The organism is Inquilinus sp. YAF38 (assembly GCF_052113205.1).
Classification (GTDB): Bacteria; Pseudomonadota; Alphaproteobacteria; order DSM-16000; family Inquilinaceae; genus Inquilinus.
Window position 1 is genome coordinate 15,546 of record NZ_JBFRCU010000057.1, and the last position, 22,541, is coordinate 38,086.

Here is a 22,541-nt window from a genome sequence, read left to right on the forward strand (position 1 = left end):
CGGGTCAAGCCCGGCAATGACAGAAAAGGAGGGGCGCTGAACCGGGTCGAGGCTCTCAGCCCGCCGCTGTCTTCTTCTGGCCGATCTTCGGCTCCTCGCCGCGCAGCAGGCGGCGGATGTTGCCGTCGTGGCGGATGAACACCAGCACGGCGATGAACAGGGCCAGGGCGGCGCGGGGCAGGTCGGTCCAGACCGCGCCGAAGATCGCCACGCCGGACAGCGCCAGGGCCAGGACCGGCGCCGCGGCGACCGAGGTCAGCGAGGCCAGGGACGAGTAGCGGAACAGCAAGGCCATCACCAGCCAGATCAGGCAGCACAGCGCGCCGACCGGCCACATGATGGCCAGCAGCGTGCCCAGCGCCGTGGCCACGCCCTTGCCGCCCTTGAAGCCGAGCCAGACCGGGTAGTTGTGGCCCAGCATGGCGCCGCCGCCGGCGATCACCGCCAGCATCGGATCGAACAGGCCGGCGACCAGCACCGCGGCCGCGCCCTTGCCGCCGTCCAGCAGCAGCGTCGCCAGGGCCAGGCCCTTGTTGCCGGTGCGCAGCACATTGGTGGCGCCGATGTTGCCGGAGCCGATGCTGCGGATGTCGCCCAGCCCGGCGGCCCTGGTCAGCACCAGGCCGAACGGGATCGAGCCGAGCAGATAGCCCAGCACCGCTGCGGCGGCGAGCACCCAGGTCGAGGTGGGGTCGAATGAGGACATGAGCGAATCCGTTCCTGCGCCGCTCCATCATGGCGATTTTCCCGGCCGGGGGAACGGCGATGTCGGGCGAGAGCACAATGGTTTGAGGCCGGACCGCTCCGGCGCGATCAGCAGGAGCGAGAGGATTTCGGATGTTCGCGTTGCCTCTCCCGCCTGGCGGGAGAGGCAATCTGTTCTGCCGAGCCCGATCGTACCGGCGAGATCCGATTCAAATAAACCGCTCTAGGCGGCGTGGTTCAGGTGGCGGATGCGGCGCAGCTGCGGGAACCAGGTCGACCACAGCCCGGCCACCGCCATGGTGCCGAGGCCGCCGACCACCACCGCCGGCACCACGCCGATCAGCGAGGCCGAGATGCCGGAGCGGAACTCGCCGAGCTCGTTCGAGGCGCCGACGAAGACCATGTTCACCGCATTCACCCGGCCGCGCAGCGCATCCGGCGTCCACAGCTGGATCAGGGTCTCGCGGATATAGACGCTGACCATGTCGAAGGCGCCCATCAGGGCCAGCGCCACGATCGACAGCCAGGGCAGGGTGGAGGCGCCGAAGATGCAGGTGGCGGCGCCGAAGCCGGCGACGCAGGCGAACATGATCAGCCCGGCCTGGTCCTCGATCGGCCGGCGGGCCAGCCAGATCGCCACCACCAGCGCGCCGATGCCCGGGCCGGCCCGCAGCAGGCCCAGACCCCAGGGCCCGACCTCGAGGATGTCGCGGGCAAAGGCCGGCATCAGCGCGGTGGCGCCGCCCAGCAACACGGCGAAGAGGTCGAGCGAGATCGCGCCCAGCACCACCTTCTCGCCCCAGATGTAGCGGAAGCCGGCCCCCAGGCTGTCCCAGCTCGCCGGCTCCGGCACAGTCTTCTGCGCCGGCTTCGGGATCAGCGTCACCAGCCCGATCGAGACCGCCATCAGCACCATGGCGAGGGCGTAGGGCATCTCCGGCGCCACGCCGTACAGCAGGCCGCCGATCACCGGGCCGCTGATGGTGGCGATCTGCCAGGATGAGGAGTTCCAGGCGATCGCGGTCGACAGCTCCGCCGGCGGCACCAGGTTGGGCAGCAGCGACTGCACCGCGGGGCCGAGGAAGGCGCGGGCGATGCCGAAGCCGGCGAGGACCAGGAAGATCGGCCAGACCCGGTGGTCGCCGCCGATGGTCAGGACCAGCAGCGCCAGCGCGCACAGGATCTCCGCGCCGATGCAGACGGCCATGATCCGGCGGCGGTTGTAGCGGTCGGCCGCGGCGCCGGTGACCAGCACCAGCAGCAGCGACGGCAGGAATTGCACCAGCCCGACCACGCCGAGATCGAACGGATCGCGGGTCAGGTCGTAGACCTGCCAGCCGACGGCGACGCTGATGAACTGCACCGCGAAGGTCGCGATCAGGCGGGCGGTCCAGTAATAGGCGAAGCCGCGGTGGCGGAAGATGCTTCCGGATGCGGCGGCAGAGGGATCGGCGGTCATCGGCGGCGCGTGGAAGAGGGGCGCCGACCATAACGGGTCATGATGGGTGACGGAACCCGGATCGCCGGATGGCTGCCCGGCGATCCGGAACTGGGGTCAGTCGATGGCGTCGCCGGTGGCGTCGAACGGGGCGGCGACCGGATGGCCGACGATCGGCACGGCCTTGACCACGGCGCCGGTGACGCGGAATGGCGCGGCGACGACGCCGCAGCCGGCCAGGGCGACGGCCGCGGCGGCCAGGGCCAGCCAGCGGGCGTGTCGGCGGTGAGCGCGGGTGATCATCTCTCGTCCTTGCTTCCGGGATGGGAACGGCGTCGGTGCCGACATCATAACACCCCTGCCGCGGCGATGGGGCAGCGCCGACGCCGCGATGGGATGATCACCTGATGCGGAACGGCCGAGTTAGCCGAGGCTGCAAGTTTACCGAGAGTTTAGGCGCCTTACCAAGAATTAAGATGCTCCGAAGGGGCGATTCATGGCGTTCTCTTTCTGCGCGGCACTGTCGGATGTGCCGTTTCAACACGGCTCCCGGGAGCGCAAGACTATGCGGAAACTTATCCTCGCCGGCATCATGACGTTGGCCCTGCCCGTCGCTGCCTTCGCCCAGACCTCGGGCACGGACGCCACCACCACGCCGGCGGCAACCGCCCACAAGACCACGCATCACACGGCCCACCACCGTGCGCACACCACCAAGCATGCCAGGAAGCATGCCAGGACCCACAAGAAGACCAGCTCGACGATGGCGGCCCCGTCGTCCACCCCCGTGAACTGATCGCTTCTCTCCCCCTTCCAGCGATCGTTCATGAAACCCCGGCGTCGGGCCTCGGCGCCGGGGTTCTTTCAGCCAGCAAGACGAGCTCGACGACGGCGGTGCCGTCGTCCACCCCCGTGACCTGATCGCATCTCTCCCCCTTCCAGCGATCAGTCACGAAACCCCGGCGTCGGGCCTCGACGCCGGGGTTCTTTTTATTCAGCGATCAGCCGCGATGAAGGGCGTCCGTCTCAGCGGATGCTCTCGGCCAGCAGCTGGTTGCGGATCTCGACATGCGGATAGCCGGTCACCGTGGCGGAGCGCCCGATACGGCCGGTGTCGCCCGGCACCACGACGGTCCAGGCCTCGGTCGCCGTCTGCAGCCGGAACGAGGTGACGCCGCCCAGATGACTGACGCCGTCGACATGGCCGGTCACCGTGATCGGCGTGTCGGTGGCGTATTCGCGCGGATCGCCGGGGGCCGGCCCGCTCGGCATCGCCGTGACGGCCGGGTGCCGCGGCTGCACGCCGCCCTGCACCACATAGGGCTGCTGCATCCGGGTGTTGGGGTCGACCGGATAGGTCAGCGGCTCGGCCATCACCGGGGCCGGCGGCGGGGCGACGACCGCGGGGGGCGGCCGCACGATCGCCGTCGGTGCCGGCTGCACGATCGTCGGGGCCGGTGACGGCACGATCACGGTCTGGGCCATGGCCGGCGCTGCGATCAGCAGCGCGGCCAGGGCGGCGGCAGACGCCGCATGGACAGTCTTGGCCATGTCTCTGCTCTCCGTCTTTCAGGGCGCCCGAGCACGACGAACCCTTGCGCGACGCAGCCCGTGGGTGCGCCCGCCTCGCCGGCGCGTGACGCCAGCCTCTATCCCCCTAATAACGCCCGGAAGCGGGTTTCGGTTCACCGAGCCAGTCGCGCAGCACCGATTCGCCGTCGGCGCCGCACACCGGCGGGGCGTGGCGATAGCTGACCGGCGTCTCCGACAGCCGGATCGGGCTGCCGATCAGGGCGACCGGTTCCGGCGCCAGCGGATGCGGCATCTCGATCCGCATGCCGCGGGCCACGACCTGCGGGTCGGCGAAGACTTGGTCGATGGTGTTGATCGGGCCGCAGGGCACCTGCCGGGCCTCCAGCGCCTCGAGCCAGAAGCCGCGCGTCTTCCCGGCGATCAGCCCGGCGACGATGGGCACCAGCACCTCGCGGTTGCGCACCCGGGCCTGGTTGGTGGCGAAGCGCGGGTCGGCCGCCAGCTCCGGCCGGCCGGCGACGGCGCAGAACTTGGCGAATTGCGGATCGTTGCCGATCGCCAGGATCAGGTGCTCGTCCTCGGCCCGGAACGCCTGGTAGGGCACGATGGTCGGGTGGCCGTTGCCGGTGCGCGGGGTCGGCACGCCCGAGGTCAGGTAGTACTGGCCGGCGTTGGACAGCCAGGCCACCTGGGTGTCCAGCAGCGCCAGGTCGACCATCTGGCCGCGGCCGGTGCGGCGGCGGTGCTCGAGCGCGGCGAGGATGCCGATGGTGGCGTAGGTGCCGGTCATCAGGTCGGCGATGGCGACGCCGACCTTCATCGGCTCGCCGTCGACCGGGCCGGTCAGGCTCATGATCCCGCCCATGGCCTGGACCAGATAGTCGTAGCCGGCCCGCGCGGCATAGGGGCCGGTCTGGCCGAAGCCGGTGATCGAGCAGTAGACCAGCGCCGGGAACTCGTCTTTCAGGTCATCGTAGCCGAGGCCGTAGCGGGCGAGGTCGCCAAGCTTGTAGTTCTCGACCAGCACGTCGGCTTCGGCCACCAGCCGGCGCAGCAGGGCACGGCCGTCCTCTTGCGTGAAGTCGATGGCGATCGACCGTTTGTTGCGGTTGGCGCTGAGATAATAGGCGCTCTCGCTGGTGTCGGCGCCGTCGGCATCCTGCAGGAAGGGCGGGCCCCATTTCCGCGTGTCGTCGCCGACGCCCGGCCGCTCCACCTTGACCACGTCGGCGCCGAGGTCGCCCAGGATCTGGGTGGCGCTGGGGCCGGCCAGCACCCGGGTCAGGTCGAGCACCTTGAGGCCGGCCAGGGCGCCGGCGGGGCTGTCGGTCATTCTCGGGGACTCCTCCATGCTCCGTTCTGGTTAGCCCAGGCGGGGCGGGGCCGCAATCGGCCCGGACCTCGAGGGATCATGACCCCAGGTTAAGACCTTCCTCCTTTTTGGCAGGGGCGTATCGGTGGTATAGGCCATAGCCTTGAGCTCCGAAGAAGAGCCAGCCCAACAGGGGGATACACAAGATGCAAGGCTTCTCCAGGGTTCTTATCCGCAGCCTGCTGGCGGCAGCGCTGCTGGGCGGGATGTCGCAGATCGCCGCGGCCGAGATGGTGCTGAACGCCGGCAACAGCCAGGAGCCGGAATCGCTCGACATCCACAAATCGTCGGGCGTCAGCGAGGCGAACGTCCAGAACGACCTGTTCGAAGGCCTGCTGACCCAGGACGCCAAGGCGCAACCGATCCCGGGCGCGGCCGAGAGCTGGACCGTCTCCGACGACGGCAAGACCTACACCTTCAAGCTGCGCGCCGACGGCAAGTGGTCGGACGGCTCGCCGGTGACGGCGGGTGACTTCGTGTTCGCCTGGAAGCGCCTGCTGGACCCGAAGACGGCCAGCCCCTACGGCTACTTCATCGACCAGGTGGTCAACGCCAAGGACATCCGCCTCGGCACCAAGCCGGCCGACACGCTCGGGGCCAAGGCGGTCGACGACCACACGCTGGAGGTCACGCTGACCGGGCCGACGCCGTATTTCCTGTCGACGCTGACCCATCACGCCACCTTCCCGCTCAGCCAGACCAATCTCACGAAGTTCGGCGACGAGTGGGTCAAGCCGGGCAACATGGTGTCGAACGGGGCCTACATGCTGGCCGAGGCGGTGCCGCAGTCGCATGTGAAGCTGGCCAAGAACCCCACCTTCCACGACGCCGCCGACGTCAAGATCGACACCGTCAACTACTTCGTGACCGAGGATGTCGACGCCGAATTGCAGCGCTTCAAGACCGGCGAGCTCGACTACACCTACACCCTGCCGAACCAGCAGATCCCCAATCTGAAGCAGACCATGGCCGACGAGGTGCGGATCGTTCCCTATATCGGCACCTACTACTACACGGTCAACCTGACCCACGAGCCCTGGAAGAGCCATCCGGAGCTGCGCCACGCTTTGTCGCTGGCGATCGACCGCGACGTGATGGTCGGCAAGATCACCCAGGGCGGCGAGCTGCCGGCCTACACCTTCGTGCCGCCGGGAATGAGCAACTTCGCCGCCTGGACGGCGAAGGAGGCCGGCGAGACCCAGGCCCAGCGCGACGCCGAGGCCAAAGAGCTGTTCGCCAAGGCCGGTTACGGCCCGGACAAGCCGCTGACGGTGGAGATCGCCTACAACACCTCGGAAAACCACAAGAAGATCGCCGTCGCCATCGGCGCGATGTGGAAGCAGAAGCTCGGCGTCGACACCACCCTGACCAATCTCGAATGGGGCACGATGCAGAGCGCGCTGCGAAAGAAGGAGTACAAGGATATCGGTCGCACCTCCTGGATCGGCGATTTCGACGACCCCAGCAACTTCCTCGACCTGTTCCGCAGCACCGCCGGCGAGCAGAACTATCCGAACTATGCCAGCCCGGACTACGACAAGCTGATGGATGCGGCTGTGGTCGAGGCCGACCCAACCAAGCGGGCCCAGATCCTGGCCCAGGCCGAGCAGCTGTTCATGGCCGACCAGGCGATCATCCCGATCTACTACTACACCAGCAAGCGGATGCTCTCGACCAAGGTGAAGGGCTGGCAGGACAACGTCCTGGACAACCATCTCAGCCGCTGGCTGACGGTCGAACGGTAGGCCGTTTCCGAGCCGTCGGATCGGGCCCCGCCTCCCACCCGGAGGCGGGGCCTTTCAATTTTCAGCCTTTCCAGAACGGCCTGAGCGCTTCGCGGTCGGCGGTGCTGCGCTCCAGGCCGAGGTCGCGCAGCTCGTGGTCGCTCAGCGTCCACAGCCGCGGGCGGGTGCGGGACCGGCGCAGCCAGACCGCGACCAGTTGCATGAGGCCCGTGGCGAGGCCGGGACGAGCGGGGGCAATCCGACGCTCGAGGGCGTAGGTCGACATGGTGTGTCTCCTGCTTGAAGGAAGGTGGGGGAGGGCCGGCTAGCGGCGCAGGCCCCAATGCGCGCGCAGCTCCTGGTTGAGCTCGACCGCGCGCTCCTCGGGGAAGAACAGGCGCGCGCCTTTCAGGTCGACCCGCCGGCGGGTGCCCGGGATCGTCTCGGCCAGCCAGTGCGACCACTTCACGTCGAAATAGACATCGTCGGTGCCCCAGACGATCAGGGTCGGCGCCGTCAGGGTGCGCAGCCGGTCCTCGACCGCCAGCGTATGCCGGCTGTCGAAGGCGGCGAGGAAGCGCCGGAAGTCGTCGGTGCGCGCGTCACTGCGCACCAGCGGCCGAAGATAGGCCTCGATGTCGTCGTCGGTCACCCGCTCCGGATGCTCATAGGCCGGGCCGAGGGCCTGGGCCGAGCGGTAGACATCCTTGTCCGCCAGCATCGCGTCGAGAACACCGCGCAGCCCGCCGGAAGCGGCCATGGCCAGGAACGGCTTGAACGCCTCCGGTGGCCAGTTGTCATGGGCGTCGCAGTCGGTCAGGGCCAGGCTGCGCACGCGCTCGGGGTTGGTTGCCGCGAAGATCTGGGCGATGCCGCCGCCGCTGTCATTGCCGACCAGGTCAGCCTGCTCGATGCCGAGCGCGTCGAGAAATTCGCGCAGCATCACCGCGTTGGCGGTCACCGACACATCCTGGCCGGGCCCGGTCTCGGTGTCGCCATGGGCCAGCAGGTCGACGGCGATGCAGCGGCGGATGTCCGACAGCTGCGCCAGCTGATGCCGCCACAGATGGCCGTTCAGCAGCACGCCGTGGACGAACAGGGCCACCGGCCCGGCGCCGGCCTCGGCATAGGCGACGCTGCCCGACGGGGTGTCGACGCGGCGCTTCTCCATGACCGCTTCCAGGGAGCGCATCGCTCACTCCCCGCCAGCGGTCGCGGCGTTGGCCTCGCCCAGCGCCCGGGCGCACTCCTCGCAGCACACCTCCACCGTCTGGCCGCCGATCGTCACCTTGATCGTCTCGGCCTCGAGCTCGCAATCGCAGGCCGCGCAGGTTCTCTCGCTCATGGGGCTTCTCCGGTTCCGCCCGATGTCCGGGCAGGGACAGAAGACGCTTTCCGCCGGGTCGGCCGCTGTCGGAATCTTTAGGGACTTGCGGCGAGGCTGGTCAGCGCAGGCGGACGGAGCGCTGGAACTCCGCCGGGGTGCGGCCATAGGCCTGGCGGAAGGCGGCGCTGAAATGGCTGTGGCTGGAGAAGCCGAGATCGAGGCCGAGCGCGGTCAGGTCGTCGTATCGGCCCAGCAGGTCCAGCGCCTGTGCCAGCCGCAGGCGCAGCTGGTACCGGTACAGCGGCATGCCCTCGACCTGCCGGAACACCTGGGTCAGGTAGACCGGCGAGACGCCCACTTCGGCCGCGATCTCGGCCAGGGTCCAGCGCCGCGCCAAATCGGCGGACAGCGCCAGCTTGGCGCGGTCGACCAGCTTCTGCAGGCCCCGGCTGGCCCCGGCCTGGTGCGAGGTGCGCTCGCCGATGGCGCGCCGCACCAGGGTCAGCGCCAAGGTCTCCGCCTCCAGCGTTTCGGCCGCGTTCCGCTTCAGGCTGTGCCGCAGCAGCGCCACCAGCGCCTGGCTGCGCGCATCGATCCGCAGCCGCTGTGGGCGGAACGCTGTCGTGGCGCCCTCGTGCAGCAGCTCCGCCGGCGCCAGCTCGCGCAGCAGCGCGTCGTCGACCACCAGGTCCAGGCAGGCATCGCCGCCCGCGACCGGATGGCTGGTCCGATAGCCCTCGGCCGGATTGAAGAACACCACCTGGTTGGCCTCGGCCACGGCGTCGTCGGTGCCGAGATGGCGGACGAAGACCCCGCGATAGGGGAACACCAGATGGGCGGAGTGCGCGCATTCCTCGGCGCTGCGATGCCGGCACGTGCCGTCGCAGACGACGTCGCGGATGGCGACGACCTCGGTCTGCAGCAGGGTTTCGGCAGAGACATCCGACATCGTGCTGCGGCGGATGCCGCCTCCGGCAGGGCAGGGCTTGTCGCCGATCATACCCTGCCGGCTGGCATCAGGCGAGGCTCAGCCGCGCCAGAACGGTTTCCGCGCCTCGACCACGGCATCGCCGCGGTCGAGGCCGAGGTCGCGCAGCTCGTGGTCGCTCAGCGAGTCGAGCTGGCGTCGGGTTCGCGCGCGCCGCAGCCACAGGCTGAAGGTCTGCCGCAGCCCGGCGAAGGTCGCGGGATGGGGCAGGGCAGAGCGGGGAACGCGGCGCTCGACAACGCGCGTCGACATGGAAGGTCTCCTGGTGGCCCGCAGCCGGCGGGGCACGATGCCCGGACGCCGCAATTGCGGGATTGCATTCGCAGATTGATCCGAGCATGATATCGGTGCAATCACAGTATTGCTCTCGGAGCAATTTAGATGCTGGATGATTTCCGCCGCATTGCCGACGCCGTCGCCGGCGAGATCGCCTCGGGGCAATTGCGCCCGGGCGACCGGCTGCTGCCGCAGCGCGACTTCGCCTATCGCCGCGGCATCGCCGCCTCCACCGCCGCCCGGGTCTATGCCGAGCTGACCCGGCGCGGGCTGGTGTCGGGCGAGGTCGGGCGCGGCACCTTCGTCCGCGCCGCGGCGCCGGTGCCGGCCTCGGTGCTGGCCGAGCCTTGGCAGGCGCCGATCAACCTCGAATCCAGCTTCCCGATCCTGGCCACCCAGCCGGCGATCTTGGCGCAGAGCCTGCAGGGCCTGCTGCGGCCCGACGTCTTCGGCGGCATCCTGCAGGCGGTGCCGGCCTTCGGCACATCGGCCGTGCAAGGCACGGCGGCGGAATTCCTCAGGCGCCCCGGCTGGGACCCCGACCCGGCCTTCATTCTGTTCACGGGTAATGGGCGGCAGGCGATCGCCGCGACCCTGTCGGCGCTGGCGCCGATCGGCGGGCGGATCGGGATCGAGGCGCTGAGCTATCCGGTGATCAAGGGCATCGCCGCCCGGCTCGGCATCTCCCTGGTCCCGATCGCGATGGACGAGGACGGGCTGCGGCCGGACGCGCTGGATGCCGCGCATCGGGCCGCGCCGCTGCGCGGCGTGTATGTCCAATCGATGCTGCACAACCCCCTGGGCATGACCATGCCCGCCGGCCGCCGCGCCGACCTGGCGTCGGTGCTGCGCCGCACCGGGCTGGTGGCGATCGAGGACCGGGTGTTCAGCTTCCTGGCCGAGGACGGGCCGCCCCTGGCGGCGCTGGCGCCGGACCATGTCGTCCTGGTCGACAGCCTGTCGAAACGGGTGGCCCGCGGCCTGTCGATGGGGTTCGCCGTCGCGCCCCGGGCCCTGGTCGAGCCGCTGGTCAGCGCCATCCGGTCCGGCCCCTGGGCGCCCGGCGGCTTCGAGTTCGCGGCGGGGATGCAGGTGATGAAGGACGGTACGGCGGCGGTTCTGGCCGCGGAGAAGCGCCAGGATGCGCAGGAGCGCCAGGTGATCGCCCGCGAGGTCCTGGCCGGGTTCGATCTGCGCGGCGACCCGCGGGCCTACCATCTGTGGCTGGAGCTGCCGGAAGGCTGGCGGGCCGAGGCTTTCGCCGCCGCGGCCGCCCGCAAGGGCATCGCTTTGACCCCCGGCCCGGCCTATGCCACCGGCCCGGGCCACGCGCCAGCCGCGGTGCGCCTGGCCCTGGCCTCGCCGCCGCCCGAGGTGCTGCGCGAGGCGCTGGAGACCCTGGCCCGGCTGGCGCGGGCCGCGCCGGACCGGATCGCGGTGGATTAGAGGGTCGGCGGCGCCCCGAACTGCAGCGCGTCCAGCGCGCCCTGCAGAATCCAGGCGGCGGCGGCGGTGTCCACCGCCTTGGCGCGCTTCTTCCGGGTGACGTCGAACTCGATCATCTGGCGTTGCACCGCCATGGTCGACAGCCGCTCGTCCCAGAAGGCGATCGGCAGCTCGCGCAGCTTCAGCAGGTCCTTGGCGAAGGCGCGCACCGACTGGCAGCGCGGCCCTTCGCTGCCGTCCATGTTGACCGGCAGGCCGATCACCAGCCCGGCGACGCCGCGGTCGTCGACGATGCGCAGCAGCTCGTTGGCGTCGGGCGTGAACTTGGTGCGGCGGATGGTGCCGATCGGCGAGGCCAGCGACAGGCCGGGGTCGGACACCGCCATGCCGATGGTCTTTTCCCCGAGATCCAGGCCGATCAGCCGCCCGCCGGGGGGCAGCCGGGGCTTCAGGTCGCGAAGATTGCAGACCGCCATATCGGGTGATACCTTCCGCGCCGTTTTCCCGTCGGCCGTGCCCCGCGGTTCCGGCCCCATGCCGGCCCAGGTCGGCCTCCGCTCCCCGGAGATGACTACGACATGTCGCTCGACAGAGCCACCGTCGCGAAGATCGCGCATCTGGCCCGTATCCGCCTCGACGAGGCGGAGCTCGATTCCATGACCGGCGAATTGTCCGGCATCCTGGATTTCGTCGAGCAACTGGCCGAGGTGAACACCGACGGGGTCGAGCCGATGACCAGCGTGGCGCAGCAGGGGCTGCGGCGCCGGCCGGACGAGGTGACCGACGGCGGCTACCCGGAGAAGGTTCTGGCCAACGCGCCCTCGGCCAAGGCCGGGTTCTTCACCGTGCCGAAGGTGGTCGAGTGATGTCGAAGCCGACCCACTTCACCCTCGCCGCCGCCCGCGACGCGCTGAAGAAGCGCGAAATCTCCTCGGTCGAGCTGACCACGGCGCATGTCGCGGCGGTGGAATCCCTTCGCGGGCTCAACGCCTTCGTCACCGAGACGCCGGACAAGGCGATCGAGATGGCCAAGGCTTCCGATGCCAGGCTCGCCCGCGGCGAGGGCGGCCCGCTGGAAGGCCTGCCGATCGCCATTAAAGACCTGTTCTGCACCGAGGGCGTGCGCACCACGGCCGGCAGCGCCATCCTCGGCAACTTCGTGCCGCCCTATGAATCGACTGTCACCAGCCATCTGTGGCGCGACGGCGCGGTGATGCTGGGCAAGCTGAACATGGACGAGTTCGCCATGGGCTCGGCCAACATCACCTCCGCTTACGGCAATGTCGAGAACCCGTGGCGGCGGCAGGACGGCAGCAACGCCAAGCTGGTGCCGGGCGGGTCCTCCGGCGGCTCCGCGGCCTCGGTCGCGGCGCGCATGACGCTGGCGGCGACCGGCACCGACACCGGCGGGTCGATCCGCCAGCCGGCCGCCTTCACCGGCATCGTCGGCATCAAGCCGACCTATGGCCGCTGTTCGCGCTGGGGCGTGGTCGCCTTCGCCTCCTCGCTCGACCAGGCCGGGCCGATGGCGCGGACCGTGCGCGACGCGGCGATCATGCTGCGCTCGATGGCCGGCTTCGATCCGAAGGATTCGACCAGCGTCGATATGGCGGTGCCGGATTTCGAGGCGGCGCTGACCGGCGACATCCGCGGCCTCAAGGTCGGCATCCCGAAGGAATACCGGGTCGACGGCATGCCGGCCGAGATCGAGCGCGTCTGGAGCCGAGGCGCCGAGTGGCTGCGCGATGCGGGGGCTGAGATCGTCGAGGTCTCGCTGCCGCACACCAAATACGCGCTGCCGACCTATTACATCGTCGCCCCGGCCGAGGCGTCGTCCAACCTGGCGCGCTATGACGGCGTGCGCTACGGCCTGCGCGAGACCGGCAACAGCCTGAACGAACTGTACGAGAACACCCGCGCCGCCGGCTTCGGCCGCGAGGTCAAGCGCCGGGTGATGATCGGCACCTATGTGCTGTCGGCCGGCTATTACGACGCCTACTACACCAAGGCGCAGAAGCTGCGGACGCTGATCGCCCGCGACTTCACCGAGGCGTACAAGACGTGCGACGTGATCCTGACGCCGACGGCGCCCAGCACGGCCTTCGCCATCGGCGAGAAGCAGGACGATCCGATCGCGATGTACCTCAACGACGTGTTCACCGTGCCGGCGTCGCTGGCCGGGCTGCCGGGCCTGTCGGTGCCGGCCGGCCTCGGCGATGACGGGCTGCCGCTCGGGCTGCAGTTGCTCGGCCGGCCGTTCGACGAGGAGACGGTGCTGCGCGTCGCCGAGGTGATGGAGCAGGCGGCCGGCTTCACCGCCCTGCCGCAGACCATATCCTGACCATGACCGGCTTCGTCATCCGCCGGCTCGAAGCTGCGGATGCCGCGGCCTATCGCGAGATTCGGCTGGAGGGGCTGGAGCGCCATCCCGAGGCGTTCGGCTCGACCTATGAGGCCGAAGCGGCGCTGTCGCCGGAGGATTTCGTCCGGCGCGTGACCGAGGTGCCGACCTTCGCCGCCGAGCGCGATGGCCGGCTGCTTGGCCTCGTCGGACTGGCGCGGGAGAGCGGGGTCAAGCGCCGCCACCGGGGCACGCTGATCCGGATGTATGTGCGGCCCGAGGCGCGCGGCAGCGGCGCCGCCGACGCGCTGGTCGAGGCGGTGCTGGACCATGCCCGGGCCGAGGGGCTCGACGCGGTGCTGCTGGCCGTGATCACCGAGGCTGAGCCGGCCCGTCGGCTCTATGAGCGGCACGGCTTCAAGGTCTATGGCGTCGAGCCGGGCGCGCTGCGGATCGGCGATCGCGCCTATGACGACGAGCTGCGCATCCGCTTCCTGTAAGCCTCTGGCCGTCCAGACTGTCGCCGGTACGTGCTGCGGCTGAAGGACTGGATGGCCACGCTTCGCTCGCCATGACGGTGTGGGGCCATGTGCCTGCTCTCTGAAGCATGCGGCGGGATGATCGCCGGGTCTCTGATCGCCCGCCGGCCGCAGGACATTTGACGCAGGCCGGCGCGCTTGCGCCGACGCCTTGGCCGCGTCAAACATCGCGGCTCCCCCTTCAACCCGCTCCGCAACGGGAGAGTGCCGTGCCCTTGAAGCTCCACACCGTGATCTGCAGCACCCGGCCGGCCCGGATCGGTCCGGTGGTCGCCTCCTGGTTCCAGGAGATCGCCGCCGGCCATGGCAAATTCGAGGCCACGCTGGTCGACCTCAAGGATTTCGACCTGCCGGTGTTCGACGAGCCGGAGCATCCGCGGATGCAGCGCTATGTGCATGAGCACACCAAGCGCTGGGCCGCCAGCGTCAGCGCCGCCGACGCCTTCGTCTTCGTCACGCCGGAATACAATTTCGGCCCGCCGCCGGCACTGCTGAACGCGCYGAACTACCTGTACCTTGAGTGGAACTACAAGCCGGCCGGCTTCGTCAGCTATGGCGGTGCGTCGGGCGGCATGCGCGCGGTCCAGGCCGAGAAGCTGACCCTGACCACGCTGAAGGTGGTGCCGTTGACCGAGGCGGTGGCGATCCCGATGGCCTGGAATTCGGTGGCCGACGGCAAGCTGAACGTCCCCGAGGGCCAGGCGAAGGCCGCGACCGCGATGCTGGACGAACTGGCCCGCTGGGCCGAGGCGCTGAAGCCGCTGCGGGCAAAGTAAGCTTTTTACTGTCATGCCCGGGCTTGACCCGGGCATCCAGAGATGTCGAAGCCGTTCTGGGTGGCCCCTGGATTGCCGGGTCAAGCCCGGCAATGACAATTTGTAGAATCAGCTCGTTACCCCGCATGGATCCACAGGATCTCCGCCTCGAACGGCCCATCCGAGAGGACGGCGTGCGGGGTGCGGGCGTCGAAATAGAGGCTGTCGCCGGCGGCCAGGCGGAACGGCGCCTCGCCGGCGAGATGCATCGTCACTGCGCCGAACAGGACGAAGAGGAACTGCTGGCCCTCATGCTGGTCCAGCGGGCCATAGTCGAGCAGGCTCCGGGCCTTGACCCGGGCGCGCACCGGGGTGATGCGCTTCTCCGCCAGATCGGCGGCCAGCAGCTCATGGCTGTAGCTGCGGGTCTCGTGCCGCGGCCCGGTGCCGGCCCGGGTCAGGCTGCGCGCCGCCGCGGCCGGCCGGGCGTCGCCGAACAACCCGGCCAGGTCGATGCCGAAGCCCTGGGACAGCTTCAGCAGCACCTCGACCGTCGGCGACATCCGGCCATTCTCGATCTTCGACAGGGTCGACTTGGCCAGGCCGGTCTGCTCGGACGCCGCCTCCAGCGTCCAGCCGCGGGTCCGGCGTAGCGCCTTCAGCCGCGGGCCGAGGCTCTGGGGCGCGTCATTGTCCATGCGCGCAAGCTAAGCATGCGCCGCCGAGTCCCGCATCTGTTTCCGATCGGAAAATCCTGATTGCGAAGCCGCGGGCGGCGGCGTAGGAGTCGGAAAACTCCGGACGGGTGCGGTCATGGCGGACAACTTCGACGTGGTCATCATCGGCGGCGGCGCCATCGGCAGCGCCATTGCCTGCTTCCTGATGCTGGAGCCGGGCTTCGACGGCACGGTCGCGGTCATCGAGCGCGACCCGACCTACCGCACCGCCTCCTCGGCGCTCTCCGCCTCCTCGATCCGGCAGCAATTCTCCACCCCCTTCAACGTCGCGGTCTCCCGCTTCGGGCTGGAGGTGCTGAAGCACCCGGAGCGCTGGCTCGAGGTCGAGGGCGAGGTGCCGGATTTCGGCTTCCACGAGAAGGGCTACCTGTTCCTCGCCACCCCGGCCGGGCTGCCGGTGCTGCAGGCCAACCACGAGATGCAGGTGGGCGAGGGCGTCGCCGTCGACCTGATGGCGCCGGACCAGCTGGCCGAGCGCTTCCCCTGGCTGAATGTCGACGGGCTGTCGGCCGGCTCGCTCGGCCTGGCCGGCGAGGGCTGGTTCGACGGCTACAGCCTGCTGCAGGCGTTCAAGCGCAAGGCCCGGTCGCTCGGCGCCACCTACATCACCGACACCGTCACCGGCATCGACCGGGCCGGCGGAAGGGTGACCGGCGTGACCCTGGCGCAGGGCGGCCGCATCGGCTGCGGCACACTGGTCAACGCCGCCGGGCCGCAGGCCGGCAAGGTCGCGGCGCTGGCCGGCATCGCCCTGCCGGTCGAGGGCCGCAAGCGCTGCGTCTTCGTCTTCGACTGCCGCCAGACGCTCGAAGGCTGCCCGCTGGTGATCGACCCCTCGGGCGTCTGGTTCCGGCCCGAGGGCAACCTGTTCATCTGCGGCGCCCCACCGACGGGCGAGGACCCGGACACCGAGGATTTGACGGTCGACCACGGCCTGTTCGACGAAATGATGTGGCCGGCGCTGGCCGAGCGGGTGCCGGCCTTCGAGAGCCTGAAGGTGGTCAATGCCTGGGCCGGCCATTACGAGATGAACACGGTCGACCACAACGCCATCATCGGGCCGCATCCCGACCTGCCGAACCTGATCTTCGCCAACGGCTTCTCCGGCCACGGGCTGCAGCAGTCGCCGGCCGCGGGCCGCGGCGTGGCCGAGCTGATTGCCCATGACGGCTTCCGCAGCCTCGACCTGTCGCCCTTCGCCTTCACCCGGATCCTGGAGAACCGGCCGATCGTCGAGCTGAACGTGGTCTGACGGGCGGCCGGCCTGTAGCATCGGCCGGCACGCATAGGGAGGCCGCACCAATGGCCGAGATCGAAGCGAGGCTCACGGCATTGGAGCTGCAGCTCCCGGCCCCGATCAAGCTGCCGCCCGGCGTAAGCTTGAGCTTTCCCTGGGTCCGAATCCATGGCGACCGGGCCTATGTCTCGGGCCATGGCGCCCTGGCGCCGGACGGGTCGCTGGCGCCACTGCTCGGCAAGGTCGGGCAGGAGCTGACCGAGGAGCAGGGGTATCAGGCCGCGCGGCTGACCGGCCTCGCCATCCTGGCCAGCCTCAAACAGGCGCTCGGTGACCTCGACCGCATCACCGCCTGGCTGCGTGCCTTCGGCATGGTCAACGCGGCGCCCGGCTTCAACCGCTATCCCCTTGTGATCAACGGCTTCACCGACCTGATCGTCGAGGTCTTCGGACCGGAGCGCGGGGCGCATTCCCGCTCCGCCGTCGGCATGGCCGGCTTGCCCTTCGGCCTGGCGGTGGAGATCGAGGCGGAGGTTGCTATCCGGCCATAGCGCGGCAGCGGCGAAAGCCTTGACACGGCACCCCCATCCGCGCTCCCTGTCTCGCTTCCGGACGGTTTGAGTGCGAGCGGTTCCATGTACACGGTCGAGGGCGAGACGGGCACCTGGGAGACGGTGATCGGGCTCGAGGTCCATGCCCAGGTCATCTCCAAGGCCAAGCTGTTCTCCGGCGCGGCCGCAGATTTCGGCGCGGCCCCGAACAGCCAGGTCAGCCTGGTCGATGCCGCCATGCCCGGCATGCTGCCGGTGATCAACGATTATTGCGTCGAGCAGGCGGTGAAGACCGGCCTCGGCCTCAAGGCGCAGATCAACCGCCGCTCGGTGTTCGACCGCAAGAACTACTTCTATGCCGACTTGCCGCAGGGCTACCAGATCAGCCAGTACAAGGATCCGATCGTCGGCACCGGCGAGATTGTGCTCGACCTGCCGGACGGGTCGGCCCGCACCGTCGGCATCACCCGGCTGCATCTCGAGCAGGATGCGGGCAAGAGCCTGCACGACCAGTCGCCGCGCGAGACCTTCGTCGACCTGAACCGGTCCGGCGTGGCGCTGATGGAGATCGTGTCGGAGCCCGACCTGCGCAGCCCGGACGACGCCTCGGCTTACTTGCGCAAGCTGCGCTCGATCCTGCGCTATCTCGGCACCTGCGACGGCAACATGGAGGAAGGCTCCATGCGCTGCGACGTCAACGTGTCGGTGCGCAAGGTCGGCGACACCGCCTTCGGCACGCGCTGCGAGGTCAAGAACGTCAACTCGATCCGCCACGTGATGTCGGCGATCGAGTTCGAGGCGCGGCGCCAGGTCGAGATCATCGAGGGCGGCGGGTCGATCAACCAGGAAACCCGGCTGTGGGACCCGAACAAGGGCGAGACGCGGTCGCTGCGCACCAAGGAAGATGCGCATGACTACCGCTATTTCCCCGACCCGGACCTGCTGCCGCTGGTGCTGGAAGACGGCTATGTCGAGCGCATCGCCCTGACCCTGCCGGAGCTGCCGGACGAGAAGAAGGCGCGGTTCATCAGCGAATACGGCCTGTCGGCCTATGATGCCGGGGTGCTGGTGGCCGAGCAGGCCAAGGCCTTCTTCTACGAGCGCGCGGCCAAGGGGCGCGACCCGAAGCTGGCGGCGAACTGGGTGATCAACGAGCTGTTCGGCGGCCTGGCCAAGGCGGGTCGCGAGATCGAGGACAGCCCGGTCTCGGCCGAGCAGCTGGGTGGGCTGGTCGACCTGATCGCCGACAACACCATCTCCGGCCGCATCGCCAAGGACGTGTTCGCCGAGATGATGGAGACCGGGCAGGATGCCGGCGCCATCGTCGAGGCCAAGGGGCTGAAGCAGGTCACCGACACCGGCGCGATCGAGGCGGTGATCGACCAGGTGATGGCGGCGCAGGCCGACAAGGTGGCCGAGTACCGCTCGGGCAAGGACAAGCTGTTCGGGTTCTTCGTCGGCCAGGTGATGAAGGCCTCGGGCGGCAAGGCCAACCCGGCCATGCTGAACGAGCTGCTGAAGACCAGGCTGAACGGTTGATCCGCTCCGCCGGCATCGCCGCGTGCGATGCCGGCGAACCGAACGGCTAGGCTGGAGCGGCCGACTTGGCCAGTGCCCCCGCGAGCTTGGCCGAGGCGTAGCCGAACAGCGCCCCGATCACCATCGAGACGATCAGCAGGATCAGCGGGTTGCCGGCGCTGACCGTGGTCAGGCGCTGCAGCGGCCCGACGCCAGCTGCGTCCGCGCCCTGATGCAGCGAATAGGCCACGGTCGCGGCATAGCCATAGACATTGGCCGGGACCACCGACAGCAGGTCGACCGAAGCGACGATCACCAGGAAGAAGACGGTGACGCCGACGACGATGGCCGGCCACACCGTGCCGAGCGCGGGCATCGGGACCTTGACGATGATCAGCAGCGCGATCCAGGCGACCACGGCGCCATAGACGTTGCCGGCGATCGTCTTGGTCAGCGCCTTGTCGTCGGCACCGGAGTGGAAGAAGCACCCCCAGGCGATGAATCCGGCCCAGACCAGGACGAAGCCGCTGAGCGGCCCCAAGGCAAGGAAGGCCCATACCGCCCCGAGCACCGCTATGCTCAAGGACAGAGCAAACAGTTTGGACATGGCGATTTTCCCCCAAATCAATATTATTGTTTTCAGGCGGAGGCATATTATTGGATGCAAATCGTCCGGATTCCTACTGTAACAAAGTATGAGTTCTTCGGCCGATCGAGGGCTGAGTTCCTAGGTCGTGGCCCGGCCATCCAGCCGAATTCTTCCGGTGGTGGCGGCGCGCATCCCTCGGTTCGCGTCCTCCGGCCTTTCGGCTATGGTCGCCGGATCGGCGGCGCAGCGGAGAGTGCGGATGGATGAGACGTCTTCGGCCCTCCACCTCGGCGCCGCCCTCGCCGTCGGCCTGATTATCGGGCTGGAGCGCGGCTGGACCGACCGGGACCGGCCCGAAGGCCGCCGCGCCGCCGGCCTCCGCACCTTCGCCATCACCGGCTTCGGCGCCGGCGTCGCCGCGTTCCTGGCGCCCGATCTCGGGCCCGGCCCGCTGCTGCTGTTCCTGGCGGCGATCGGGGCCTACATGCTGGCCGCCTATTGGCGCGACAGCGGCGGCGGCCTGGGCCTGACCACCGAGGTCGCGCTGCTGGTCACCGCCCTGCTCGGCGCCGCCGCCGGGGTCGGGCGCGACCTGGAAGGCATGGGCGGTGCCGTGATCGTGGCCCTGCTGCTGCGCGAGAAGGCTCGGCTGCATGGCTGGCTGGAGCGCTTTACCGCGGTCGAGACCGCGGCGGCGCTGCAGTTCCTGTTGATCGCGGTGGTGGTGCCGCCCTTCCTGCCGGACCGGACGCTCGACCCGTGGGAAGCGATCAACCCGGCCAAGATCTGGTGGCTGGTGGTGCTGGTCGCCGGCCTGTCCTTCGCCGGCTACGCCGCCGTGCGCATCGCCGGCGCCCGGGTCGGGACGCTGCTGACCGGGCTGCTGGGCGGGCTGGTCTCCTCCACCGCATTGACCCTGGTCTTCGCCCGCCAAGCGCAGGCCGCGCCGCAGGCAGCGCCGGCGCTGGCCGCCGGCATCGTCGCCGCCTGGGCGGTGATGGTGGTGCGCGTCGCCCTGCTGGTTCTGGTCCTGCACCCGCCACTGGCGCTGGCCTTGGCGGCGCCCCTCGCCGGCGCCGCGGTGGTGGCGATCGGCAGCGGCCTGTGGCTGTGGCGGGCCGCCGCCGACAAGACCAGCGAGGCGCCGCCGCTCGGCAATCCGCTGGACCTGTGGTCGGCGCTGAAGATCGTGGCGCTGATCACGGCGGTGCTGCTGCTGTCGAAGGTCCTGGACGACACGCTCGGCGTCGCCGGCCTCTATCTGCTCGCCGCGATCTCCGGCCTGGCCGATGTCGATGCGATCACCCTGTCGGCGGCGCGGCTGGCCCGGGGCGGGCTCGACATCACGGCCGGCGCCACGGTGGTGCTGATCGCGGCCGGGGTGAACACCCTCGTCAAGGCCGGACTCGCCGTCGTCCTGGGCGGCCGGGCGATGGCGCTGCGCATCCTGCCGGCGACCGTCGCCATGCTGGCCGCCGGTGCGGCCGGCTTTGTCACCATCTGATGTCTCGGGCCTTCTCGGAAACGGAAAGCCTGGTCTCCGACGATTTCGCCGGGGCGATCTACCGGATCCGGCATGAAGGCTGAGCGCAAACCGACGGGAGGCAGGGTCATGCTCAAGCGGATACTGGCGGGGCTGGCCCTGCTGGCGGTTTCCGGGACGGCGACTTCCGACGCTGCATGGGCGGCGGGGGACAGCATCGCCGGCCGGGCCAAGGCCCGGCAATGCGCGGCGTGCCACGGACTCAGCGGCCTGGCCCGGATGCCGGGTGTCCCGACCATCGCCGGCAAGAACCCCATCGATCTCGAGAAGCAGTTGAAGGCTTTCCGCAGCGGCGAACGCACCGATCCGCAGATGTCGGCCATCGCCAAGCAGTTGAGCGATCAGGATATCGAAGATCTTGCCGCCTGGTATTCCGGCATCCGGTTCTCCGCACCGGAATAGGGACGTCGGCCCAGATGCGAGACAGGCCACACCGAACGGGTGTGGCCTGTCCCAAATGCCGTCGGTCTGCACATCGCCCTCGGTTGAACCTCCCCGGACGAGCCGCTCGGCCTCTGATTTTTAACGAAATGCCTCAGATTGAATAAAATTTATATCAATCTTCGCGGGTGTCTGTAATCTTCATACCCTGAAACACCCGGAGAATGACTGAAAACCGATTCCGGTCCTACCTGCAAATTGAGGGTGGCAACCTGACCCAAATGGACTATCTTCATCAAGACGCTGGCTCAGCCAGTCGGGTGCCGCGACACAAGGCCGATTCCCTCTGTGTCCAGTCGAGGATCGTTCCCGAGATGGCGGATGATCTCCCGGACCTGATCGCGAGAATCTACGACGCGGCGCTTGACCACGGTCTGTGGGATTCGGTTCTCAACGATCTTGCCTGCCTGTTCGCCGATGGCCACGCCAGCCTGTACCTGCTGCACGAATCCGACACCGCCGAGACCACATCCTTCGAGGCGCTGGCCGCGACCAGCCGCTGGGACCAGGCCTTCCTCGACAGCTATGGCCAGCATTTCTGGCGGCTGAATCCGTGGAGCGAGCGGGTCCTGAACCGCGCCGTCGGCGAGGTCACGATCAGCGACACGCTGGTGCCGCGCTCCAATCTGGAGCGGACCGAATTCTTCTCCGATTGGCTGCGGCCGCAGCAGCTGCTGTCCGGCGTCGGTGGCACCTTCCTGCGCCGCGGCGGCGTCTCGGCCCATGTCAGCGTGCTGCATGCCGATCCGGTCACGACGGAGGAGACGGCGCGGCTGGCGGAGTTGATGCGCAGGCTGCTGCCTCATTTCGCCCGCGCCGCCCAGGTCCATCAGCGGCTCGGCGACGTGGTCACCCAGCGCGACGCGCTCGAGACCGGCCTGGACCGCCTGTCGATCGGCGTGATCCTGACCGATCCGACCGGCCGGGTCTCCTTCTCCAACCGTGCCGCCGAGACGCTGCTGCGGGCCGGCACCTCGTTGCGGGTCGACCAGCGCGGCCTGCTCTGCGCCTCGCAGCCGAACGAGACCACGAAGCTGCGCCAACTGATCGCCGCGGCCTCGATCGTCCTCGACGATCCGCGGACGGAGCCGGGTGGCGGGCTGACCCTGTCGGATACGGGCGGCGGCGATCAGCTGGCGGTCCTGGTCACGCCGGTCAGCCGCAACCGGCCGCTGCTGAGCCTGACCGCGCCCAAGGCGGCGATCTTCATCGCCGCGCCGACATCGGCGAACCAGCTGTCGCAGCCGGAGCTGCGGCGGCTGTACGGCCTGACCCTGACCGAGGCGCGGATCGCCGGCGAGCTGGCGACCGGCCTGTCGCTGAAGGCGATCGCGACCCGCCTCGACGTCAGCTACGAGACGATCCGCAACCATCTCAAGAAGATCTTCCTCAAGACCCGCACCAACCGGCAGTCGGAGCTGGTGCGCCTCCTGCTGCGCAACCTGCCGGCGCTCGGCAGCCGCACCGCGGCGGAATAGCCG

The 22,541-nt window shown here is 69.3% G+C and carries 26 protein-coding genes; 13 read left to right on the forward strand and 13 right to left on the reverse strand.

What is annotated here, in order from left to right; translation table 11 throughout:
- Window positions 1–55: 55 nt before the first annotated feature.
- From plsY to AB4Z01_RS22900, 3 genes are all read right to left on the reverse strand, one after another.
- A complete protein-coding gene (plsY, locus tag AB4Z01_RS22890) occupies window positions 56–706 on the reverse strand; it encodes a glycerol-3-phosphate 1-O-acyltransferase PlsY (protein ID WP_441697904.1) in 651 nt (216 codons plus the stop codon).
- A gap of 222 nt (window positions 707–928) precedes the next feature.
- Window positions 929–2,164, reverse strand: a complete 1,236-nt coding sequence (locus AB4Z01_RS22895) for an MFS transporter (protein WP_441697906.1) — start codon at window positions 2,162–2,164, stop codon at window positions 929–931.
- A 96-nt stretch (window positions 2,165–2,260) separates the two neighbouring features.
- Window positions 2,261–2,446: a DUF6726 family protein gene (locus AB4Z01_RS22900; protein ID WP_441697907.1), complete on the reverse strand. Its 186-nt coding sequence runs from the start codon at window positions 2,444–2,446 to the stop codon at window positions 2,261–2,263.
- A gap of 193 nt (window positions 2,447–2,639) precedes the next feature.
- Here AB4Z01_RS22900 and AB4Z01_RS22905 point away from each other — a divergent pair, with 193 nt between their 5' ends.
- The gene (locus AB4Z01_RS22905) at window positions 2,640–2,939 is read left to right on the forward strand and encodes a hypothetical protein (protein ID WP_441697909.1); all 300 of its coding nucleotides are present in this window, start codon (window positions 2,640–2,642) and stop codon (window positions 2,937–2,939) included.
- A gap of 230 nt (window positions 2,940–3,169) precedes the next feature.
- On the opposite strand, the gene AB4Z01_RS22910 is transcribed toward AB4Z01_RS22905, so the two are convergent.
- Entirely contained in the window at window positions 3,170–3,694 is a 525-nt protein-coding gene (locus AB4Z01_RS22910) for a hypothetical protein (RefSeq protein ID WP_441697911.1), read from the reverse strand.
- A gap of 106 nt (window positions 3,695–3,800) precedes the next feature.
- On the reverse strand, window positions 3,801–5,009 hold the full coding sequence (locus AB4Z01_RS22915; protein WP_441697913.1) for a CaiB/BaiF CoA transferase family protein: 1,209 nt from the start codon (window positions 5,007–5,009) through the stop codon (window positions 3,801–3,803).
- 185 nt (window positions 5,010–5,194) lie between these two features.
- On the opposite strand from AB4Z01_RS22915, the gene AB4Z01_RS22920 reads away from it, so the two are divergent.
- Entirely contained in the window at window positions 5,195–6,793 is a 1,599-nt protein-coding gene (locus AB4Z01_RS22920) for a peptide ABC transporter substrate-binding protein (protein WP_441697915.1), read from the forward strand.
- A gap of 61 nt (window positions 6,794–6,854) precedes the next feature.
- On the opposite strand, the gene AB4Z01_RS22925 is transcribed toward AB4Z01_RS22920, so the two are convergent.
- From AB4Z01_RS22925 to AB4Z01_RS22945, 5 genes are all read right to left on the reverse strand, one after another.
- Window positions 6,855–7,058, reverse strand: coding sequence for a DUF1127 domain-containing protein (locus AB4Z01_RS22925; protein ID WP_441697917.1), 204 nt, complete (start codon window positions 7,056–7,058; stop codon window positions 6,855–6,857).
- Between the two features lie 39 nt (window positions 7,059–7,097).
- On the reverse strand, window positions 7,098–7,964 hold the full coding sequence (locus tag AB4Z01_RS22930) for an alpha/beta fold hydrolase (RefSeq protein WP_441697919.1): 867 nt from the start codon (window positions 7,962–7,964) through the stop codon (window positions 7,098–7,100).
- A 3-nt stretch (window positions 7,965–7,967) separates the two neighbouring features.
- A complete protein-coding gene (locus AB4Z01_RS22935) occupies window positions 7,968–8,117 on the reverse strand; it encodes a hypothetical protein (RefSeq protein ID WP_441697921.1) in 150 nt (49 codons plus the stop codon).
- Between the two features lie 100 nt (window positions 8,118–8,217).
- Entirely contained in the window at window positions 8,218–9,099 is an 882-nt protein-coding gene (locus tag AB4Z01_RS22940) for a helix-turn-helix transcriptional regulator (protein ID WP_441697923.1), read from the reverse strand.
- Window positions 9,100–9,126: 27 nt separating this feature from the next.
- Window positions 9,127–9,339, reverse strand: a complete 213-nt coding sequence (locus tag AB4Z01_RS22945) for a DUF1127 domain-containing protein (RefSeq protein WP_441697924.1) — start codon at window positions 9,337–9,339, stop codon at window positions 9,127–9,129.
- A 129-nt stretch (window positions 9,340–9,468) separates the two neighbouring features.
- Between AB4Z01_RS22945 and AB4Z01_RS22950 the strand changes: the two genes are divergently transcribed.
- Window positions 9,469–10,809, forward strand: a complete 1,341-nt coding sequence (locus AB4Z01_RS22950; RefSeq protein WP_441697926.1) for an aminotransferase-like domain-containing protein — start codon at window positions 9,469–9,471, stop codon at window positions 10,807–10,809.
- On the opposite strand, the gene ruvX is transcribed toward AB4Z01_RS22950, so the two are convergent.
- The gene (ruvX, locus tag AB4Z01_RS22955) at window positions 10,806–11,285 is read right to left on the reverse strand and encodes a Holliday junction resolvase RuvX (RefSeq protein ID WP_441697928.1); all 480 of its coding nucleotides are present in this window, start codon (window positions 11,283–11,285) and stop codon (window positions 10,806–10,808) included. The genes AB4Z01_RS22950 and ruvX overlap by 4 nt on opposite strands.
- Before the next feature lie 102 nt (window positions 11,286–11,387).
- On the opposite strand from ruvX, the gene gatC reads away from it, so the two are divergent.
- The 4 genes from gatC to AB4Z01_RS22975 all read left to right on the forward strand — a co-directional run bounded on the left by gatC (window position 11,388) and on the right by AB4Z01_RS22975 (window position 14,465).
- Complete coding sequence (gene gatC / locus AB4Z01_RS22960) at window positions 11,388–11,675, forward strand: Asp-tRNA(Asn)/Glu-tRNA(Gln) amidotransferase subunit GatC (protein ID WP_034839555.1); 288 nt, start codon at window positions 11,388–11,390, stop codon at window positions 11,673–11,675.
- The gene (gene gatA / locus AB4Z01_RS22965) at window positions 11,675–13,150 is read left to right on the forward strand and encodes an Asp-tRNA(Asn)/Glu-tRNA(Gln) amidotransferase subunit GatA (RefSeq protein WP_441697930.1); all 1,476 of its coding nucleotides are present in this window, start codon (window positions 11,675–11,677) and stop codon (window positions 13,148–13,150) included. The genes gatC and gatA overlap by 1 nt, the downstream gene beginning before the upstream one ends.
- A gap of 2 nt (window positions 13,151–13,152) precedes the next feature.
- The gene (locus AB4Z01_RS22970) at window positions 13,153–13,650 is read left to right on the forward strand and encodes a GNAT family N-acetyltransferase (protein WP_441697931.1); all 498 of its coding nucleotides are present in this window, start codon (window positions 13,153–13,155) and stop codon (window positions 13,648–13,650) included.
- Between the two features lie 248 nt (window positions 13,651–13,898).
- Window positions 13,899–14,465 (forward strand): NADPH-dependent FMN reductase, encoded by a 567-nt coding sequence (locus tag AB4Z01_RS22975; protein WP_441697932.1) that lies wholly within the window; start codon window positions 13,899–13,901, stop codon window positions 14,463–14,465.
- Between the two features lie 116 nt (window positions 14,466–14,581).
- Here the strand turns inward: AB4Z01_RS22975 and AB4Z01_RS22980 are convergent, their stop codons facing one another.
- The gene (locus AB4Z01_RS22980; RefSeq protein ID WP_441697933.1) at window positions 14,582–15,142 is read right to left on the reverse strand and encodes a helix-turn-helix domain-containing protein; all 561 of its coding nucleotides are present in this window, start codon (window positions 15,140–15,142) and stop codon (window positions 14,582–14,584) included.
- Window positions 15,143–15,257: 115 nt separating this feature from the next.
- Between AB4Z01_RS22980 and AB4Z01_RS22985 the strand changes: the two genes are divergently transcribed.
- The 3 genes from AB4Z01_RS22985 to gatB all read left to right on the forward strand — a co-directional run bounded on the left by AB4Z01_RS22985 (window position 15,258) and on the right by gatB (window position 18,508).
- Window positions 15,258–16,433 (forward strand): NAD(P)/FAD-dependent oxidoreductase, encoded by a 1,176-nt coding sequence (locus tag AB4Z01_RS22985; RefSeq protein ID WP_441697935.1) that lies wholly within the window; start codon window positions 15,258–15,260, stop codon window positions 16,431–16,433.
- A gap of 50 nt (window positions 16,434–16,483) precedes the next feature.
- Window positions 16,484–16,969 (forward strand): RidA family protein, encoded by a 486-nt coding sequence (locus AB4Z01_RS22990; RefSeq protein ID WP_441697937.1) that lies wholly within the window; start codon window positions 16,484–16,486, stop codon window positions 16,967–16,969.
- Window positions 16,970–17,053: 84 nt separating this feature from the next.
- Window positions 17,054–18,508: an Asp-tRNA(Asn)/Glu-tRNA(Gln) amidotransferase subunit GatB gene (gene gatB / locus AB4Z01_RS22995; protein WP_441697939.1), complete on the forward strand. Its 1,455-nt coding sequence runs from the start codon at window positions 17,054–17,056 to the stop codon at window positions 18,506–18,508.
- A gap of 46 nt (window positions 18,509–18,554) precedes the next feature.
- On the opposite strand, the gene AB4Z01_RS23000 is transcribed toward gatB, so the two are convergent.
- Complete coding sequence (locus AB4Z01_RS23000) at window positions 18,555–19,094, reverse strand: DUF1097 domain-containing protein (protein ID WP_441697941.1); 540 nt, start codon at window positions 19,092–19,094, stop codon at window positions 18,555–18,557.
- A 241-nt stretch (window positions 19,095–19,335) separates the two neighbouring features.
- On the opposite strand from AB4Z01_RS23000, the gene AB4Z01_RS23005 reads away from it, so the two are divergent.
- The 3 genes from AB4Z01_RS23005 to AB4Z01_RS23015 all read left to right on the forward strand — a co-directional run bounded on the left by AB4Z01_RS23005 (window position 19,336) and on the right by AB4Z01_RS23015 (window position 22,538).
- The gene (locus AB4Z01_RS23005; RefSeq protein WP_441697943.1) at window positions 19,336–20,580 is read left to right on the forward strand and encodes an MgtC/SapB family protein; all 1,245 of its coding nucleotides are present in this window, start codon (window positions 19,336–19,338) and stop codon (window positions 20,578–20,580) included.
- A 108-nt stretch (window positions 20,581–20,688) separates the two neighbouring features.
- Window positions 20,689–21,021: a c-type cytochrome gene (locus AB4Z01_RS23010; protein ID WP_441697945.1), complete on the forward strand. Its 333-nt coding sequence runs from the start codon at window positions 20,689–20,691 to the stop codon at window positions 21,019–21,021.
- Window positions 21,022–21,374: 353 nt separating this feature from the next.
- Window positions 21,375–22,538: a LuxR C-terminal-related transcriptional regulator gene (locus AB4Z01_RS23015; RefSeq protein ID WP_441697947.1), complete on the forward strand. Its 1,164-nt coding sequence runs from the start codon at window positions 21,375–21,377 to the stop codon at window positions 22,536–22,538.
- Window positions 22,539–22,541: the final 3 nt, after the last annotated feature.